12 protein-coding genes are annotated in these 19,050 nt (G+C 66.1%); 6 read left to right on the forward strand and 6 right to left on the reverse strand.

Annotated features, from left to right (window positions below; genetic code table 11):
• Window positions 1-84: 84 nt before the first annotated feature.
• Window positions 85-1,185, reverse strand: coding sequence for an acyl-CoA dehydrogenase family protein (locus tag AC1MH0_RS12550; protein ID WP_480963055.1), 1,101 nt, complete (start codon window positions 1,183-1,185; stop codon window positions 85-87).
• Window positions 1,186-1,273: 88 nt separating this feature from the next.
• On the opposite strand from AC1MH0_RS12550, the gene AC1MH0_RS12555 reads away from it, so the two are divergent.
• The 6 genes from AC1MH0_RS12555 to AC1MH0_RS12580 are packed head-to-tail and all read left to right on the forward strand — an operon-like array spanning window position 1,274 to window position 9,529.
• Window positions 1,274-2,449: an acyl-CoA dehydrogenase family protein gene (locus AC1MH0_RS12555; RefSeq protein WP_480963056.1), complete on the forward strand. Its 1,176-nt coding sequence runs from the start codon at window positions 1,274-1,276 to the stop codon at window positions 2,447-2,449.
• Entirely contained in the window at window positions 2,446-3,672 is a 1,227-nt protein-coding gene (locus AC1MH0_RS12560; protein WP_480963057.1) for an acyl-CoA dehydrogenase family protein, read from the forward strand. The genes AC1MH0_RS12555 and AC1MH0_RS12560 overlap by 4 nt, the downstream gene beginning before the upstream one ends.
• Complete coding sequence (locus AC1MH0_RS12565; RefSeq protein ID WP_480963058.1) at window positions 3,665-5,263, forward strand: flavin-containing monooxygenase; 1,599 nt, start codon at window positions 3,665-3,667, stop codon at window positions 5,261-5,263. Before AC1MH0_RS12560 ends, AC1MH0_RS12565 begins: the two co-directional genes overlap by 8 nt.
• A 29-nt stretch (window positions 5,264-5,292) precedes the next feature.
• The gene (locus tag AC1MH0_RS12570; protein WP_480963059.1) at window positions 5,293-7,449 is read left to right on the forward strand and encodes a PQQ-dependent dehydrogenase, methanol/ethanol family; all 2,157 of its coding nucleotides are present in this window, start codon (window positions 5,293-5,295) and stop codon (window positions 7,447-7,449) included.
• Window positions 7,446-8,573, forward strand: a complete 1,128-nt coding sequence (locus AC1MH0_RS12575; RefSeq protein ID WP_480963060.1) for a CaiB/BaiF CoA transferase family protein — start codon at window positions 7,446-7,448, stop codon at window positions 8,571-8,573. The genes AC1MH0_RS12570 and AC1MH0_RS12575 overlap by 4 nt, the downstream gene beginning before the upstream one ends.
• A gap of 38 nt (window positions 8,574-8,611) precedes the next feature.
• Window positions 8,612-9,529 (forward strand): alpha/beta hydrolase, encoded by a 918-nt coding sequence (locus tag AC1MH0_RS12580; protein WP_480963061.1) that lies wholly within the window; start codon window positions 8,612-8,614, stop codon window positions 9,527-9,529.
• Window positions 9,530-9,908: 379 nt separating this feature from the next.
• Here AC1MH0_RS12580 and AC1MH0_RS12585 read toward each other — a convergent pair whose 3' ends face one another.
• The 5 genes from AC1MH0_RS12585 to AC1MH0_RS12605 form a co-directional block, all read right to left on the reverse strand.
• Window positions 9,909-11,303 (reverse strand): DUF885 family protein, encoded by a 1,395-nt coding sequence (locus AC1MH0_RS12585; RefSeq protein WP_480963062.1) that lies wholly within the window; start codon window positions 11,301-11,303, stop codon window positions 9,909-9,911.
• Window positions 11,304-11,498: 195 nt separating this feature from the next.
• Window positions 11,499-15,326 carry a LamG-like jellyroll fold domain-containing protein gene (locus AC1MH0_RS12590; RefSeq protein ID WP_480963063.1) on the reverse strand — a complete coding sequence of 1,276 codons (3,828 nt, stop codon included), beginning with the start codon at window positions 15,324-15,326 and terminating at the stop codon, window positions 11,499-11,501.
• 103 nt (window positions 15,327-15,429) lie between these two features.
• A complete protein-coding gene (locus AC1MH0_RS12595; RefSeq protein WP_480963064.1) occupies window positions 15,430-16,749 on the reverse strand; it encodes an MFS transporter in 1,320 nt (439 codons plus the stop codon).
• Window positions 16,750-16,773: 24 nt separating this feature from the next.
• Entirely contained in the window at window positions 16,774-17,568 is a 795-nt protein-coding gene (locus AC1MH0_RS12600; RefSeq protein ID WP_480963065.1) for a 2-keto-4-pentenoate hydratase, read from the reverse strand.
• Window positions 17,569-17,641: 73 nt separating this feature from the next.
• On the reverse strand, window positions 17,642-19,048 hold the full coding sequence (locus AC1MH0_RS12605) for a mannitol dehydrogenase family protein (protein WP_480963066.1): 1,407 nt from the start codon (window positions 19,046-19,048) through the stop codon (window positions 17,642-17,644).
• Window positions 19,049-19,050 lie beyond the last annotated feature (2 nt).

The following is a 19,050-nucleotide window of genomic DNA, read 5'->3' on the forward strand; positions in this document are numbered from 1 at the left end:
GGGAGGTAAGTGCCACCTACGTTCCGTGTCTGCCCCCTCCGTCGCTTCGCGCCACCTCCCCCTTACGGGGGCGGAACGTGGGCCTCATACCGCAGCGGCGAGTTCGTCGAACAGCCGGTCTTTCCAAGCCTGCGGGCTGCCTAGGTTCAGCGACCAGTGATGCGCGCGGCGGTAGAAGAGATGTGCGTCGTGTTCCCAGGTATAGCCGATCCCCCCGTGGAGGTGGATCGCCTCCTTAGACGCGAGCCATGCGGCATCGCACGCCGCGACGCGCGCCGCCGCCGCCGCCTGCATCAGCCGATCGGGTGCGTCGGTCATCGCCCAGACGCCGTGGAAGACGTGGCTTCGTGCAAGCTCGTTCGCGACGTAAAGGTCGGCGAGCTTGTGCTTCACCGCCTGGAACCGCCCGACCGGGCCGCCGAACGCCTGACGCTCCTTCACATAGTCGGTCGTGATCCGCAGCCAGCGATCGGCCGCGCCGACCTGTTCGAAGCCGTACAGGACCGCCGCGCGCGCCAAGATCGCCTCGATCTGCGCGCGGCCCGTGGTGAGCCGTTCCGCGGAAACGTCGGCGAACTCCAGCCGTGCGACATTCATCGCACCGTCGATCGCGTCCAGCATGGTGCGGGTGACGCCAGCCTGGTCCAGGTTCACCAAGTACAATCCGACCGCGTTCTCGTCACGCGCGAGCACGAGCGCGGTATCGGCGATGTTGCCGTCCACCACCGGTTGCTTGGTTCCGGTAAGACGACCGTCAGCGACCGTGGTGGCGATCCGCGCGTAATCGAGATCGCCCGGACCATCGAACAGTGCCGCGCACCCGATCAAGCAACCCTCGGCGATAGCGGGCAGGATTGCAGTCTTCTGGTCCTCGGACCCGGCGAGCATCACCGCCTCGGCCAGCAGATACAGCGTCGATCCGAACGGCACCGGGGCCAGCGCGGCGCCGATCTCCTCCGCGATCGCCCCCAGTTCGACCGCACCGAGCCCGAGCCCGCCATGGCTTTCCGGAATGGTGATCCCGAGCCAGCCCTGTTCGACGATCTGCTTCCAGAGCGCCGCATCGTGCGTCGTGCCGGCGTCGTCGAGGACGGTCCGGACGCGCGATAGCGGACAGTGCGCGGTCAGGAAACGACTCGCTTCGTCGCGGAGATAGCGCTGGTCCTCGGTATAGTCGAAATCCACGTTTCCATCCCCCGTTTCGGTGTTCGGCAATTAGGTAGCTTGAATAAGGTACGCAACCAAACTAATATCCGATCAAACGGAGGATGCAATGGCCGAACGAGGCTCCAACACCGGCGACTTTACGATCGCGCGCGATATGTTCCTGCCCGAACACGACCAGTATCGCGACAGCGTGCGGCGCTTCGTCGAGGCCGAACTCGTTCCGCATCACGCCGATTGGGAAGAGGCGGGGATCGTCCCGCGCGAGGTCTGGCGCAAGGCCGGCGAGATGGGGATGCTGTGCCCCAACATCCCCGAAGAATATGGCGGGTTCGGCGGCGATTGGCTCTACAACGTCGTCGTGATCGAGGAACTCGCGCGCGCCGGTATCACCGGGCCCGGCTTCATGATCCATTCCGATCTCGTCGCGCCCTACATCCTCGCCTGGGGCAGCGAGGACGTTAAGCGCCGCTATCTCCCGAAGATGGTGACCGGCGAGATGATCGGCGCGCTCGGCATGACCGAGCCCGGCGCCGGCAGCGATGCCAAGGGGATCCGCACGCGCGCGGTGAGCGACGGGGACGACTACGTCATCGACGGGCAGAAGGTGTATATCTCCAACGGCCAGTTGTGCGACCTGATCGTGCTGGCGTGCAAGACCGACCCGGACGCGGGCGCACGCGGTGTCAGCCTGATCGTCGTCGAGACGGATACGCCGGGCTTCGAGCGCGGGCGCAATCTCGACAAGATCGGGCTCAAGGCACAGGACACGTCCGAGCTGTTCTTCTCGGGTGTCCGCGCACCCGTCGGCAACCGTCTTGGCGACGAGGGCCGCGGCTTTGCGATGATGATGACCAAGCTGGCGCAGGAACGTCTCGCGCAGGCGGTGCGCAGCGCCTGCGTCTGCGAGGCGGCGATCCGCTGGACCGTGGACTATACGCGCGAGCGCAAGGCGTTCGGCGGGACGATCGCCGATTTCCAGAACACGCAGTTCGTGCTGGCGCAATTAGCGGCGGAAACGATGGCGGCGCGGATCTTCACCGACTGGTGCATCAAGCGGTTCGGCGAGGGCGAACTGACCGCGGTCGATGCCGCCAAGGTGAAGCTGATCGTCACCGACCTGCACTGCAAGGTGGTCGACCAGTGCCTCCAGTTCTTCGGCGGCTATGGGTACATGACCGAATATCCGATCGCACGCGCCTATATCGACGCGCGGATCACGCGGATCGCCGGCGGTGCCGCCGAAGTGATGAAGCAGATCATCGGCCGGGACCTGTACGCATGAACTTCGACGATACCGCAGTGGAAGCAGGATACCGCGCGCAGGTCCGCGACTGGATCGCTGCGAACCGCATCGCGTTGCCGCAGACCCGTCGTCGGCGCGATGCGACGCCCGAATGGCTTGGGCTCGCGCGCGCATGGCAACGGATCAAGGCGGACGCAGGCTATGTCGGCATCGCCTGGCCCAAGAGCTGGGGCGGCCACGAGGGCAGCGTCGCGCAGGCGCTGATCTTCGACCAGGAGGAAGCCGCAGCGGGGCTGCATTTCCCGTATTTCGAGATCGGCATCGGCCTGTGCGTCCCGACGGTGGCGAGCTTTGCCGATCAGGCGACGATCGACCGGATGGCGACGCCGGCGATGCGCGGCGACGAGATATGGTGCCAGCTTTTCTCCGAACCGTCAGTCGGCTCCGACTTGGCCGGCGTGCGGACGCGCGCGGTTCAGGCCGGCGACGACTGGATCGTCGACGGGCAGAAGGTGTGGACGACCGGCGGGCAATTCTCCGACTTCGCGATCCTGCTCACGCGGACCAATCCCGACGTGCCCAAGCACCGTGGCATGACGATGTTCTGGCTCGACATGCGAACGCCCGGCGTCGAGGTGCGGCCGATCCGGCAGATGTCGGGGTTCGCAAACTTCAACGAGGTGTTCCTGAGCGGCGTTCGTATCCCGGACACGCAGCGGCTGGGCGCGGTCGATGCCGGTTGGGCGACCGCGATGACGACGTTGATGAACGAGCGCGTCTCGATCGGCGATGTCGGCGGGCCGGATATCGCCGCCGCGATCCGACTGGCGCGCGCGACCCCTGGAAAGTTCGGGACCGCGGCGGATCATCCCGCGACCCGCAACGCGATCGTCGAGCATCATATCCGCTACGAAGGCGTTCGCCTGACGCGGAGCCGGTTGCTGACCGCGGTGTCCCGCGGCGAGAAGCCGGGGCCGGAGAACGCGATCACGAAGCTGGTGACCGCCAACGAGATGCAGGGGCTGGCGCGCGACACGCTGTTGTCGCGCGGGCCGATGGGGCTGGTGATGGAGCGCGACGACGACGCGGCCGAGGGCATCTTCCACGACAGCTTCACCTGGGCGCCGGGCTACCGGATCGCCGGCGGCACCGACGAAATTCTGCGTACCGTGATCGCCGAACGCGTGCTGGGCCTCCCCGCCGAACCGCGTGCCGACAAGACCGCGCCGTTCCGCGCCAAATCGGAGACCAAGGATGCGTGAGGTCGATTGCGTCGTGGTGGGCGCAGGCTTTGGCGGGCTCTACCTGCTCCACGAACTGCGCAAGTCGGGGTTCAGCGTGCAGGGGTTCGAGCGCGGATCGGGCGTCGGCGGCACGTGGTTCTGGAACCGCTATCCAGGCGCGCGGTGCGACGTCGAAAGCTTCGACTACAGCTATTCGTTCGACCCCGCGCTCGAGCAGGAGTGGGACTGGAGCGAGCGCTTCGCGACGCAGCCCGAAATCCTGCGCTATCTCGAGCATGTCGCAGACCGGTTCGACCTGCGCCCGCTTATCGCGTTCGACACCGAAGTTGCAGCGGCCGACTGGTCGGAGGCGGCAGGGCGCTGGCAGGTCAAGACCAGCGCGGGCGAATGGTCCGCGCGGTACCTGATCCTCGCGACGGGCAGCCTGTCGGCCGCGAAGGCTCCGGACATCGCCGGGCTCGGCGATTTTGCGGGCCAGACGGTCTCGACCGCCAACTGGCCCGAGGATGGCGTCGATTTCGCGAACAAGCGGGTCGGCGTGATCGGCACCGGATCGTCGGGCATCCAGGCGATCCCCTTGATCGCGGCGCAGGCGGAGCACCTCACGGTCTTTCAGCGTACGCCTTCGTTCACCGTGCCGGCGCGCAATGCGCCGCTCTCGCCGGACCAGATCGCGACGCGCAAGGCGGCGTACCGCGATCACCGCGCGACCGTCAGGCAGACCGCGCCGGGCGTGATCTTCCGCATGACCGGAAAGTCCGCGCACGACCTTGCGGATGCCGATCGCACGGCCGCCTATGAAGACGCGTGGACGCATGGCGGCGCAGGGTTCGCGCAGGTGTTCAACGACCTGATCCTCGACCAGACCGCTAATGCGACCGCAGCGGATTTCGTGCGTGCGAAAATTGGCGAAACGGTTGCCGATCCCGAAACCGCCGCGAGCCTGACGCCGGGCGACTATCCGATCGGGTCGAAACGGATCGCGGTCGATACCGATTATTATGCGACGTTTAACCGACCCAACGTCACGCTGAAAGACCTGCGCAAGGATCCGCTTCGGCGTATCGTCGCACAGGGCGTGGAGACGGCCGAGGGTACGACGCCGCTCGACGTTCTCGTGCTGGCGACCGGCTTCGATGCGATGACCGGCTCGTTCCTGCGGATCGCCATCACCGGCACGGAGAACACGCTGGCGGAGAAATGGAGCGCGGGCCCGCGGACGTATCTAGGGCTGATGTCGGCGGGGTTCCCGAACCTGTTCCTGATCGCCGGACCTGGCAGTCCATCGGTGCTGACCAACATGGTCTTGTCGATCGAGCAGCATGTCGAATGGGTGCGCGATTGCCTCATAGCTCTGCGCGACCGCGGCGAAACCCGGATCGAGCCGACGCGCGAGGCCGAGGACCGGTGGGTCGACCGCGGCAATGCGATGGCCGCCCGCACGCTCTTCATGTCCGGCAACTCCTGGTATCTCGGCGCGAACGTGCCCGGCAAACCGCGCGTGTTCATGCCGTTCATCGGCGGCGTCGCGGTGTACCGGGCGATCTGCGAAAAGGTGGTCGCGAACGACTATGCCGGGTTCGAACGGCGTGCCACAATCGAGGCTTGATCCGCATAAGCGGACGCGAAGGAGACGGGATGCGGATTCGGTGGGAAGCACTCGGGCTGGTGTTGCTGGCTGGCTGCACGGTATCGCAGGACAAGGCAACGCCCCCGGCGGCAAGCGGAGTCGGCAAGATCGACGAGGCGTATCTGACGACGGGCGGCAACGGCAGCGACTGGGCAGCGACCGGGTATAACTACCAGGAGCAGCGCTTCAGCCCGCTGACGCAGATCAACGCAGCGAACGTTGGCAAGCTCGGTCTTGCCTGGTCCGCCGACCTGCCCGATGCGCGCGGGCAGGAGGCCACGCCGATCGTCATCGACGGCAAGCTGTTCGTGACGGGGCCGTGGTCGAAGGTGTTCGCCTACGACGCGGTGACGGGAAAGCCGCTGTGGACCTACGACCCCGGCGTCGACAAGGCGAAGGCCGTCGATGCGTGCTGCGATGTCGTCAATCGCGGCGTCGCGGCGTGGAAGGGCAAGCTGTATCTGGGCACGCTCGACGGCCGGCTGATCGCGCTCGACGCCGATACCGGAAAGCCGGCCTGGTCGGTCCAGACCACCGATAACGCGAAGCCGTACACGATCACCGGCGCGCCGCGCGTCGTGAAGGACATGGTGCTGATCGGCAATGGCGGCGCGGAGTTCGGCGTGCGCGGCTATGTCACCGCGTATGACGCGGCGACCGGCGCGAAGAAATGGCGGTTCTACACCGTGCCGAACGCGACCGGCGCGGCGGACGGCGAGGCATCCGACGCGGTGCTGAAGGCGAAGGCGGGATCGACCTGGTCTGCCGGCGGGCAGTGGAAACAGTCGGGCGGTGGCGGCACGGTGTGGGACGCAATCGTCTACGATGCCGAACTCGACCAACTCTATATCGGAGTCGGCAACGGCAATCCGTGGAACCACGGTTTGCGCAGCGAGGGCAAGGGCGACAATCTGTTCCTGTCCTCGGTCGTCGCACTGAAGCCGGAGACCGGCGCGTATCTGTGGCATTATCAGGAGACGCCGGCGGAAAGCTGGGACTTCACCGCGACGCAGCCGATCATCCTCGCGACCATCCCGATCGGCGGGATCCAGCGGAAAGTGCTGATGCAGGCACCCAAGAACGGCTTCTTCTTCGTCGTGGACCGGACCAACGGCAAGCCGATTGCCGCGAACAAGTTCATCAAGTCGGTGAACTGGGCGGACCGTTACGGCCCCGATGGACGTCCGGTCGAGACGGCGGCGGCGCGCTATTACCGGACGCAGAAGCCCTTCATCGGCGTGCCGTCGGCGCTCGCCGCGCATAACTGGCAGCCGATGAGCTTCAGTCCGAAGACCGGGCTCGTCTATATCCCCGCGCAGGAGGTCGGGCTGGCGTATATTCCGCCGCTGACGCCGCAGGATGCCGCGCGCCAGCCGCTCGGGTTCAACGTCGGGCTTAATTTCTCCGAAGGCATGTTGCCGCATGATCCAAAGGTGATTGCGGGAGCGACCAAGGCGACCGTCGGCGCGCTTGTCGCGTTCGATCCGGTCGCGGGGAAGGAGCGTTGGCGGGTCGATTATCCGGTGCCGTGGAATGGCGGCACGATGGCGACCGCGGGCAATCTGGTATTCCAGGGCACTGCGCTGGGCGAGTTCCGCGCCTATGCCGCCGACACCGGCAAGCAGGTGTTCGCCTATCCGGTACAGTCGGGGATCATGGCAGGCGCGAGCAGCTTCGCCGTGAACGGGGTGCAATATGTCGCGGTGACCACGGGGCGGGGCGGGTCTTTCCCACTGGCGGCGGGCTATGCGGGCGGTGCCGCGCGAACCATCCCGAACATCCCCCGCGTACTGGTGTTCAAGCTCGGTGGCACGGCCAAACTGCCGGCGTTGTCCGCGACTACGCCCGTCGATTTCACACCGCCACCGCCTGCGGGAACACCGCAGCAGATCGCCGAGGGGAAGGCGTTGTTCGGCCGCAACTGCCAAGTCTGTCACGGCGGCAACGCCGCGGGCGGCGGCGTGACGCCCGACCTGCAACGGTCGGGCACTCTGGCGAATGGGGAGGCGTGGAAGTCGGTTCTGATCGACGGCGTGCTGAAGGACCAGGGCATGGTCAGCTTCGCGCGCGTGATGACGCCGGAGCAGGCGGAGTCGGTTCGCTACTACGTGATCGGCGAAGCGAACTGGGCGAAGGCCAATCTTCCTGCTAAGACGAAGAAGTGACCGGCGGGCCGCTGGCGGGCGTCCGGGTCGTCGAGTTCGACGCGATCGGCCCGGTACCGCTGGCGGCCATGATCCTCGCGGATTTCGGCTGCGAGATCGTCCGGATCGGACGGGCAGGACGACCTCCAAGTCCGAGTGCGGACGGTCCGATCCTCGGACGCGGGCGTCGTTGTATAACGCTCGACCTGAAGAACGCGGCGGAACGCGACACCGCGCTGGCGATCGTCGCGTGCGCCGACGTGGTGATCGAGGGCAACCGGCCGGGGGTGATGGAGCGGCTCGGGCTCGGTCCGGATGCGTGTCTCGCGGCCAATCCAAAGCTCGTCTATGGTCGGATGACGGGGTGGGGCCAGACCGGGCCGCTCGCGCAGACCGCCGGGCACGATATCAACTACATCGCACTTACCGGCGCGCTGCACGCGATCGGCGGTGCCGACCGGCCGGTGCCGCCGCTGAACCTCGTAGGCGATTATGGCGGCGGGTCGATGATGCTCGCGCTCGGCGTGACTGCCGCGCTGGTTGCGGCGCGAACGACCGGGACGGGGCAGGTGGTCGATGCGGCGATGACCGACGGCAGCGCTTTGCTGATGAGCCTGTTCTATGCGATGCATGCCGCCGGCCATTGGCGTGATGCGCGCGAGGCGAACCTGCTCGACGGCGGGGCGCCCTTCTATCGGACCTACGCTTGCGCGGATGGCGGGCACGTCGCCGTGGGTGCGATCGAGCCGGCATTCTTCGCCGCGCTGCTGGCCGGTTTGGAGCTGGATACGGCCGGAATCGACCAGTCCGACCGAGCGGCATGGCCGGTCCTCGCGAGCCGCTTCGCCGCGCGCTTTGCGGAACGATCGCGCGACGACTGGGCGGAGGTCTTTGCCTGTACGGACGCTTGCGTGACGCCGGTCCTGTCGCTGGCCGAGGCGCCACACCATCCCCACAACCACGCCCGCGCCACCTTCGCCGCGCCATCCGGCCCGATGCAGCCGATGCCGGCACCACGCTTCTCCGCGACGCCGGCGGTGACCGCGCCAACCGAACCCACCAACAGCGCTGCGATCTTGAAGGCGTGGTCAGCCGCGTCCAGCGCCGATCGCGTGCGCTTTGCGATGTTGAAAGGGTGCCAATGACTCCGTCAGCGCATCTCGTTGATCCCGAGCTTCGGCCTTTGCTCGGCCTGCTTCCGGTAATTCCCCACGATGCGGCATCGCTGGCCCTTGCCCGTGCCCAGTCCTATCCGATGCCGCCGCCGGGCGATGACGGGGTCGTACTCGAGCGGCGCTGGATACCGGGGCCGGCAGGCGCACCCGACATCCTGGTCCACATCTATCGCCCGGCGCGCATCGACGGCGCGATCGGCTGCATTCTCCATATGCACGGCGGCGGCTTCGTGATGGGCAAGGCGGCGAACCAGGAATTCGTCCATCGCCGCTTCGTCGCGGACCTCGGTTGCGCGCTCGTGTCAGTCGACTATCGACTCGCACCCGAGACGGTGTTTCCCGGCGCGATCGAGGATTGCTACGCGGCGCTCGGCTGGGTGTTCAATAACTGCGATGCACTGACCATCGACCCAACGCGGATCGGGGTGATGGGTGAGAGCGCGGGCGGCGGCCTGGCGGCGGCACTCGCGCTGCTGGCACGCGACCGCGGCGAATTTTCGTTGGCGTTTCAGCACCTGATGTATCCGATGCTCGACGATCGGACAGGTGTGCGGGACAATTCATCGCCCTATGCCGGCGAGTTCGTCTGGACGCCTCAGAACAACCTATTCGGCTGGACATCGCTCTTGGGCAGCGCACCGGGTGGCGCTGGCATATCCTGCTACGCGGCACCCGCGCGCGCCGAAAATCTTGAAGGCCTGCCCCCGACATTTATTGCCACCGGCGCCCTGGATCTGTTCGTCGAAGAAGACTTGGACTACGCACGGCGCCTGCTACGGGCCGGCATTCCCGTCGAGTTGCACGTCTATCCCGGCGCGTTCCACGCCTTCGACCTGCTGCCACGCGGCCGGTTGACGGAAACCACATATCTTGACCGGATACGGTCCTTGCATCGTAGCATGGCGCCGACCTGTTCTCGGGTTTGATTGACTGCGACGTTACCGAGTGAGTCATGCCAGTTAATCTGGTGGAAAGCCGCCTGTCCGCTATCGGGCAGCGATCCACGTAAACGGACGTTCGTTCAGAAGGTGGGGCAGGGTGGCGAGGGGCTGGTTCCTGGTGGAAAGCGGCCCGGCCGTTTTCGGGCGCCGATCGGCGGTAAGCAGCCGTTCGTTAATCTGTTGGGCAGGGGCCCAATGGGCCGATTCTGGTAAAAGCGGAATGGCCGCTTTCGGACGCCACTAGCGGGGCAGCGGACGTACTTTCATATTCAAGAGTAGAGAAGGTTTAAATTACAGGCGGGCTATCTCAGTACAAAAAATAAACTTTTAACTAGATCATTTTCATCCATGATTATCGACTTTCTTATAAAGCAGATAAGATTTGGCTTCGTCCGGGGAGTAGTAGGCTCCTATGATAGGCGGTAGGTGATCTACTTCGGCTTTGGTCGACGATTGACAGCCAAGCCATTGTCTCTGCAACGCGAATGCCCGGTTCGAGGGGGATCCGGGCCAGTTCGATGTTGAACGGCGCAAAATAGGCGGGTTGACCTTGCCATTCGGTAAAGCGGTCAAGGGCCTGACCGATCGACCAGCCGTGGAGGTGGATACCTAGATCGACGAGCGCACGGGTGACGCGGAACAGAAGCCAGTGGATATGGCCGAGCGCATCGTGGGGGTCGGTATAGGCGCCGGCTTTTTCGGCAAGTTGCTCGGCGTAGATTCCCCAGCCTTCGACGAAGGCCGACGCGTATTCGATGCGGAGCGGGTGGGGCGGGCTGGCACCCTCCAGACCCAGCTGGATCATGTGGCCGGGGAGCAGTTCGTGTGCCACGACGCTCGGGAGCGTCCAGCGTGGACGGCGGCGGATGTCCTTGAGGTCGACGACATAGGCGCCGGCGCGGGCCGGAGTAGGGACCTCTCGATAGCCGCCGCGGCCGGCGGCGATCTCCTCTGCGGATAACGCGCGGGCGCTGGCGTTCAGGCACCAGGGAGGGAGCTCGCCGAACGCCATCGGGATTTTGGCGCGCGCGGTGGCCAGCATGCGGTTCATGTCGTCAATTGCCTCGGCGCGACCAGCGTCGGTGTCGGGATAGAGAAAGCGCTCGTCCTGCCAGAGTTTGGCATAGCGTGCTGCGACCGTCCCGTTGGGTGCGCTGATCCGGTCGAACAGGTGCGCGGCGCGGGCGTGGAGGCGGTTCAATCCCACGAGAAGCCGGCGTTCGGCATAGGCCGGCGTCATGGTGCCGAGCGAGCGTTGCAGTTGGAGAGCGTACCAGTCCGCGCCGCCGTTGAACCGTCCGACTCCGGGAGTCGAAGGCGCGGTGTCGCGGAGACTTTCGAGCGCGGCGATCTGTCGTTCGATCGCGGTATCTGGGAGCGCCGTCCGGAGAGCGTCGACCGTGCGATCGAGAGACAGGCGGGGAAGGACGATGCCGGTTTCGGCATCGGCGAGGATCGCGGTGGTGTCGGCGTCGATCCTGGCGCGATCGGGGCGTGCCGCCTTCCATGCGCCGGTCGTCGGGGTGACACGGTAGGGGCTGCGTCCGGTGCGGCCGAACGTGGACCGTGCGATGGCGGCGTCGATCGCCAGACCGGCGCGCGCGGTCGTCAGATCGAGACGGTCACCGGGTTGCAAGGCGTGTGGGTCGAAGGGGGCGAGCAGGCGGAGTGCTTCGTCTGGATCGGTCGCTGCGGCTGCGTCGAGGGCTTGGCGTAGCGACGCGGTGGTCCGGGCGTGCGTGTTCGCGGGGAAGAGCATTGATGACGCCAGTCCAGCGAGTATCTTTCTGCGGTTCGGCATCATCTCACAGAATCCCCATCGTCCTGAGCGACGTCAGAGGGTGTTACCCAAGGGAGGTGCGCTTCAAATTCGCTCAGCACGAACGGGGTGGGGGCGGCCACGCAACCGACGGAACAGGCGCCGGGAAAATGGGGAGGCGTCATGGGGTGCGCATCATCGGGGCAATGCCACGCGGTTGTTGGCCTGCGTGATCTCGGGCTCGTCTCCGGTAAGCCCGACGCGGACGGTCAGCGTCGCGGGATCGAGGCGCGCCGGGACCGCAAGTCTCACAGTTGTCGTTTTGGGATTGAGATCGAGCGGGGCGGCTAGCGGAGGAATGCTCGTGGTGGCGACGACTTTGCCTGTCGCGTCGATCAGTTCGGCCCGCCCGCCCGCTGCGTCTTTGGCGCCGAGGCTGTGGACGGTGACCGTAACGTTCCGACCCTTCACGATCGCGTCGTCCGGTCCAATGCCGAGGTCGGCGCGCTGGTCCACCGGTGTGCCTGTTTCTACCAACGCGAAGTCGATCACCGTCGTGCCCGGTGCGAACGCGACGTCGGTAGCAGCGCTCCGTTCGAGCGTCATGGTCTGAGCGCTGCCGATCGGTGCGAGTGTCTTGCCGCCGTTGGTGCTGCTCGACGCTTGCATCGACCAGCGACCGGCGGTGACGGTCCAGGTGGACATCGTCGCGCGCTGGGCGTGATCGGTGGTGTTGTAGGCGATCACCCGAAACTTTGTCGTCGTCGCGCCGGGCAGCAGGATCGCCACTCTCTCAGCCGCTCCCGGCTCAGCGAAGCGCCAGCTTACCGTGTTGCCGGGCCAGCTCTGGTTGCGGCGGAGTGCCACGCCGCCAAGCCGTTCGCGTTGCAGGATCTCACTCGGCTGGTCGACGCGGTCGCTCCACCAATGGCCCTCGGTGTACATGTCCATGTGCTGCGATTTGTCGGCGATCGCGTCGGCGTGGAGTGCTTCCAAGGGGGCGGTGTCGCCGGTCGCGGCCCAGGCAGTGTAGCGGGCGAACGGGTCTTCGGACTTGGCCGTGGCAAGTTTGGTGCGGGCCGCGGCGCCACCGGGGAATGCGTCGAACGCGTTCTCGTTGAATTCGGCCAGCGCGCCGGGGCCGGCTTTCGCGAGCCGTGCTTCGATCGGGCGGAGGTATTTCGCGTCGCCAGTGTAGCGCCATGCGGCCCAGGTCGCTTGGAGCGACGTGGTGATGCCGCCGCCGTCGCCGGTACGCTCGGCATCGGTGCGCCAGTTGATCTCGTTGGGATAGGTCCAGCTGCCGTCCGGTGCTTGCTTGCCGTGCGCCATCCAGCTGTCGATCACGCCGGTGACGAGCCCGCGCGCAAGCGGGTTGGCGTTGTAGAGGCCGACCAGCATCGGGCCGTGCATGACGGTGAAGGCATAGGGTTTCTGCCATTCCCACGCGCCCTCGCGGTACATTTTCCGCCCGCCATACCAGTTGCTGGCGAAGTGCATGTGGCCGGCGGGGTTCTTGAGAATGACGGTCTGGAGGGCGCGCGTGTTTTCCATCAGGCGCTCGACGGCCTTGGGCTCGCCCCAGTTGAGGTAGAGGCGCTCGGCGTTGCTGTTCAGGCCCTCCTCGTACGCGTGGAGCTCGTCGGCGGTGATGTATCCGAGGCCGTTGACGATCATGCCGTTCTTGTAGACCGCGTCGGAAAGCGCGCGGAGCGAGGCGTTGATCTTGTCCGGCTCGACGCCCATCAGCGCGAGGCCGGGCCATTGCTGCGTCAGGTCGGTGTCGTCGGAAATGCCACCGCCGAAATCGCCGTAGGGGACTTGGCGCTCGTCGATCCACCAGGTGACGAACTGGCGGACGCGCTTGAGGTCTTCGAGCTGGCGGAAGGCCCATAGGGGGACGCCGGCGGGCGCGATCGGCTGGACGAACGCGGGCAGGTTTTCGGGGCGGTAGTTGATGTCGGCCCAATAGGCGCGGGCGCGCGCATTGTCGGGGTCGACGCGTAGCAGGTCGGAGATGTCGGCGAACAGGCGCTGGTAGAGGCCGGCGCGTTTCGACGCGGTATGCTCCTCGACGAGGAAGCCCCAATTGTCCTTAACCTGCGCCATGCGGTCGGCGACGTGTTCGGGCAGGCTTTCCGCACGAGGTTTGAACACGAGGCGTATCTTGGCGCCGTTGAGCGCGGTGGCGTCGAAGTCCGGCGCGGCGCTCGCGATCGTCAGGTCGAGGCTGTCGTTCGGGAGAATGCGGTCGCGCAGGTCCAGCCACAGCGTACGCACTTCGTTCGGACGGACCGAGACGGAGAGGTCGATCATGTCGCGGCCGGGCCAGATCGGGTCCTTCACGCGGATGTTCAGCGCGATCAGACCGGCGGCGTTGGACTTGGCGTTCAGCGCGGGGATGTCGATCGCGATACCGTCGAGGCCGTCGTTGAGGTTCTGCCACCCGTAATCGAAGGCGCGGGCGAGCGGGCGGTCGGGGAGCGCGTCGCCGAAGCTCGCCGGGATCAGGATGTGGACGATCGGGGCGGCATTGTCCCGGCGGATGGGCGCACCCGATGCGCCGCCGGTGCCGGCTCCGACAGCGGCTTTCAGGCCGGCGGAGGGCATCGCGACGACGGTGCTGCGCTCGTCCGGGGCGAAGCGGCCTGCGATGTAGGCGTTGAGGGGCGCGAGGGCGGCGAGGTTGGGAGAGGCGGTTGCGTCGACGGTGTAGGAAAGCTTGAAGCTGCCAGTGGGTTCTGCGCCTGCGCCGATGTCGTAGGCCCAGAGCTCCTGGATCGGTTGTTCCTGCATCGTGTTGGTGAAGCTGAGCGTGCCGCCGGTGCGGGGGGCGAACTGGTTTACGCTGCGGACTGTGCCTTGGGCGCGGGTGGCGATCAGGGCGGGCTTGGTTCCGTCGCTCCAGTCCAGGCGACCATAGGCCGCGCCGCGGATCTCAACGCGGTTGACGCGTTCGCCGGCGGGAATCGTCAGGTCGTAGCGCTTGCCGCCTTCGACATAAGTATTCCAGTCGGGCAATTCGAAATAATCGTCGCGGCCGGGCAGGCGGGAGCGGTTGTAGACGCCGGGCCAGGTCGTCTCGGCGATACCGTCGACGCCTTTCCACATCCATTCCTTGAGGTCCTTCGCGTCGGCGAACTCGACCTTTCGGACGCGGGTGACGGGGGCGTCGAGCACGGGTGGCGCGGTCTTGTCCCAGCCGTAGCGGTGTAGCCATGCGGTGCGCTTTGCTATGGGGTCGGACGCGGGGGCGGGGGATGGTTCGCGCTTGTCGGCGAGCGCTGCGACATCGGAGGCGGGGAGGGTGCGGTCGTAGACGCGGATCTCGTCAAGATCGGAGCCGCGCATGAAATTGTAGCGGCTTTGGACCTGATGCGGGGACATGACGCGGCCGGCTAGCCCGAACTGGTCGAGGCCGCTGTCGAGGTCGGCCTTCTGATCCTTCCGAGCGACGAGCTTGCCGTTGACGAACAGTTGGACGCCGAGCGTCTCGTCCCAGGCGAACGCGATGTGCAACCACGCGTCCGCGACCGGCGCTTGCGGGATCGTCCAGGACACGCGGATGCGCGAGAGGTTCGCGTCGGTGACGAAAGCGTCGAAGCCGTGGCCGTTCCAGTCGATCCGCAGGAACGCCATGTCCCAGCTCGAATGGTCGGCGAATCCGGTGCGGAAGATCACGAACGGGGCTTCGCCGACGGGGGTGCGGGCGCGCCAGAAGAAAGCGAGCGTACCACGATCCGCGCGGATGTTGCCGGGGGCTTTCCAGGCGACATAGCCGTCGTCGGCCCATCGCGCGGCGCCACCGATCGCACCATCCGGGGTGATGTCGACACCGCTGCGGAAATTGGGGACGGGATCGCCGGCGGCGTAGTCGGCGGTCAGACTCTTGTCGGCGGAGGCACGGAACAGCAGCCCGGTCGCATCCTGTGCTTGTGCCGGAGCGATGCTTGCAACGGCTAATGCTAGGACGGACGCCGTGGTGAAACGCTTCACTGCTCTCTCCCTGGGGCCAATCGGCATTGAGCGATTTGGCCGAATGTTCGTCGTCAGAAGCTTGTTCTTTCGCGAAGGCGGGGCCCCAGTCTGGGTTCCCGCCTTCGCGAGAGAACAAGAGACGGCAGTGTTAGCCCGCGTCCACTCTCGCCAGCCTTGGCGAGAGCAGGTGCACGACGGTGATCGCGATGAGGTACGTGCTGCCGGCGACCGCGAAGATCAGCGTGTAGCTGCCTGTGGTCTGCAGGATGTAGCCGGTGAACTTGGCCATCATCATGCCGCCGATCGCGCCGACCGTGCCGCCGATCCCAACCACCGACCCCACCGCGCCGCGCGGGAACATGTCCGACGGGATCGTGTACAAGTTCGCCGAGAACGCCTGATGCGCCGCCGTCGCCAAGCCGACGATGCCGACTGCCAGCCAGAGATTGTCGACATATTGCGCGAAGAAGATCGGCATCACCAGGAACGCGCAAGCCAGCATCGTGACCTTCCGCGCGAAATTGGCGGAATGGCCTCGCTTCATCAGCTTCGACGACGACCAGCCCCCTGCGACGCTGCCGAGATCGGACAGCAGGTAGATCGCGACCAACGGCGGTCCGAAGCTTTTGAGATCCAGATGGTATGTCTTCGCGAGAAAGTCCGGCGTCCAGAACAGGAACAGCCACCAGATCGGATCGATCAGGAACTTGCCGAGTGCATACGCCCAGGTCTCGCGGTAGCCGAGCAGCTTGAGCCAGCCGATCTTCTTCGCCGGATCGGCCGGATCGCTCTCGATATGCGCGAGTTCGGCCGGCGACAGCTTCGCCACTTCGCGCGGACGACGATAGATCGCGATCCACGCCACCAGCCAGATCAGGCTGATCGCGCCGGTGATGATGAACGCCATCCGCCAGCCGAACGCGATCGTGATGATCGGCACGATCAGCGGCGTGATGACGGCGCCGATGTTCGCGCCGGCGTTGAACACGCCGGTCGCGAACGCGCGCTCCTTGGCGGGAAACCACTCCGAGACCGCCTTGATGCCCGCGGGGAAGTTGCCCGCTTCGCCAAGGCCGAGCACGACGCGCGCCGCGGAGAACTGGAACGCATTGCCCGCGAACCCGCACAGCGTGTGGCCGAGCGTCCAGATCACGAATGCGACCGAGTAGCCGATCCGCGCGCCGAGCACGTCGACGATCCTGCCGAAGCTCAGATACCCGATCGCATAGGCCGCCTGGAACCAGAAGATGACGTCGGCGTAGGTCGTCTCGTTCCAGCCGAGTTCGGCGGAGATGGTCGGCTTCAGCACACCGATCATCTGCCGATCGACGTAATTGATCGCGGTCGCGGCGAACAACAGGCTGCAGATCAGCCAGCGATAGCGGCCGATCTTGCCGCCTACCCCTGCGTCACCGATCGCCCCGTTCGCGTTGGGCGCGCCCACCTCCGGCATGTTCATGCTCGCCATTGGCTTCTCTCCTAAAGGCAGCCTCTAGCGGGCCTTGATGGTGCAGTGGACGGCGAACCGTCCGTCGAAGCGCGCCTCGACCCGGTCGCCGATCGCGACCGGATGGACGCCGGTGACCGCGCCGGTCGAGACCCATTGTCCCGGCGACAACGCGATCCCGCGTGCGGCCATGTGTTCGAGCAGATAGCGGACCGCGCCGAACGGCCCGTCGAGCATCGTCGCACTCGTCGCGGCACCGATCAAGGCATCGTTGATCCATAGTTCGACCGGCCAGTCGTTGACGTCGCCCTCACGCCATCCCTCGGCATCTGCGCCGACGACCAGCCCATTATTGTTGCCGAAATCGGACACGGTGACGGTCGGCCCGAGCGCGTTGATCCCCGGAAAAGGCGAACTCGCGATCTCGATCCCGACATGCACCGCGTCGACCACCGCGCGGGCTTCGTCGATCGTATAGGTCGACTTGGCAGGGGCGGGCGCGGTGCCGATCCTGAGCAGGAATTCGGCCTCTGCCGCGGCAAACCCTTGCGCGAACACCGGCATCGCGACCGGATCGGCGCTGGCCATGACGATTTGATCGGCGAAGATGGGGCCGGTCAGGCGGTCGATCCCGTCGAGCGGCGGGTTAATCCGGCCGACCTTCCAGCCCGCGACGACGCCGTCCGCGAGCAGCAGCGCCGCGTCCTGCACGGCATAGCCCTCATCGAGCGTGACCGGCACGTCGCCGGGAAATTCGGGAACGACGCCACCGTCGCGGCGCGCATCCACGAAGGTCTGGGCGATCCGTGTCGTGTTGGTCGTGTTCGGCTGTGCCGCCAAGAACCCCTCCTGTGATGTCGTTCTATTTTTTTGAAGCGTATGGGAAACCGGTGTCATTGACAAGCCGACTTGCTCAACCCGTGAACAATGAGCCCCAGTTTTGGTCGTGAGCATCGGTCGCGGCGTGGCCGAGCGCTGCCATTAGCGCAGCGTCCTCAAGCACTTCGCGAGGAATGCCGAGGCCTTCGTCAGCCAAGCGCGTGACGATATCCGCCGCGCTGCCCTCGGATGCCAGTATGGCCAGCCTGTCGCCGGCGGGGTCGACGAGCGGCTGTCCACTGCGCGATCGGCGGATCAGGAACGCGGTCCAGGCGCCGAATGCCGCGACGACGTGCGTCGGCATGCGTCCTGCGCGCCGGTTGGCGATCAGCGTGTCACCGAGGCGGTAGGGTAGCTTCTGCGAACCGTCCTGTGCGATCTGGTCGAGCCGGTGGACGATCACGGGGTTGCGGAAGCGCTGCAGGACGGCTGCGCGATACTCCTGAATGTCGAGCCCGTGGACGGGGGGCAGAATCGGGATGATGTCGCGGGCGATCATCGCGTCGACGAACGCAGCGAGTTCCGGGTCGCGCATCGCGTCGGCGACGCTGCTCGATCCGCGCAACAGGCCAGCATAAGCGAGCGTGGAGTGCGCACCGTTCAGGATCCGCAGCTTGGCCTTTTCATAGCCTCCGACGTCGTTGGTGACAGTCGCGCCAACGCTGGCGAGGTCGGGGCCGAGCGGGCGTCCGATGTCCTCGATGACCCATTGTGTGAACGATTCACGCTGAACCGCGGCGCGATCATCGACGCCGAGCGTCGCGGCGACATCGGCATAGAGCGCGGCGTCGCTTGCCGGGGTGATCGAATCGACCATCGTCGAGGGCACGCGGACCTCGCTCGCGATCCAATCCGCAAGTCCTGCGTCGGTTCGTCCAGCAAAGGCGACCAGTGCGGCATGCAACTTGGCGCCGTTGCTCGCGAGATTGTCGCACGGCATCGGCACGAACGGGGTGGTCCCGGCGGCCCGGCGCGCGGCGAGGCCGGCGACAATCCAGCCGACGATGCTGCGCGGAACCGTAGTTCCGCCAAGGTCGTGGACGATATCGGGATGGCCCATGTCGAGCGTGCCATCGCCCGCGAGGCAATAACCCTTCTCGGTCACGGTCGACGTCAACAGCGCGACGGCCGGGTCGGCAAGCAGCGCGTGGGTCTCTGCCGCGTCCTCAGGCCCCAGGAAGCGGCGGTGCGCGCCGATCACGCGCATCGATGGATCGGCGTCGCGGATCGCAAGCGTATAAAGCCCGTCCTGCTCCGCCAATGCGTCGATCGTGCCGCGCGTCCGCATCGATACCGTGGCGATCCCCCAGCGAGGATCGTGCATTAGCAGGTCGTCGACATAGGCTGCCTGATGTGCGCGGTGAAATGCGCCGGGGCCGAAATGGACGATGCCGACGCCGCCGGGTGGGCGCCCTTTCGGGCTTTGCACAGAGTCGGGCATGG

This window comes from Sphingomonas sp. AP28, assembly GCF_056680455.1.

Excerpts from the sequence above, each read along its gene's own strand:
- AC1MH0_RS12555 (WP_480963056.1), top strand. The coding sequence starts at position 1,274 with ATGGCCGAACGAGGCTCCAACACCGGCGACTTTACGATCGCGCGCGAT.
- AC1MH0_RS12560 (WP_480963057.1), top strand. The coding sequence starts at position 2,446 with ATGAACTTCGACGATACCGCAGTGGAAGCAGGATACCGCGCGCAGGTC.
- AC1MH0_RS12565 (WP_480963058.1), top strand. The coding sequence starts at position 3,665 with ATGCGTGAGGTCGATTGCGTCGTGGTGGGCGCAGGCTTTGGCGGGCTC.
- AC1MH0_RS12570 (WP_480963059.1), top strand. The coding sequence starts at position 5,293 with ATGCGGATTCGGTGGGAAGCACTCGGGCTGGTGTTGCTGGCTGGCTGC.
- AC1MH0_RS12585 (WP_480963062.1), bottom strand. The coding sequence starts at position 11,303 with ATGCTCTTCCCCGCGAACACGCACGCCCGGACCACCGCGTCGCTACGC.
- AC1MH0_RS12590 (WP_480963063.1), bottom strand. The coding sequence starts at position 15,326 with ATGCCGATTGGCCCCAGGGAGAGAGCAGTGAAGCGTTTCACCACGGCG.
- AC1MH0_RS12595 (WP_480963064.1), bottom strand. The coding sequence starts at position 16,749 with ATGGCGAGCATGAACATGCCGGAGGTGGGCGCGCCCAACGCGAACGGG.
- AC1MH0_RS12605 (WP_480963066.1), bottom strand. The coding sequence starts at position 19,048 with ATGCCCGACTCTGTGCAAAGCCCGAAAGGGCGCCCACCCGGCGGCGTC.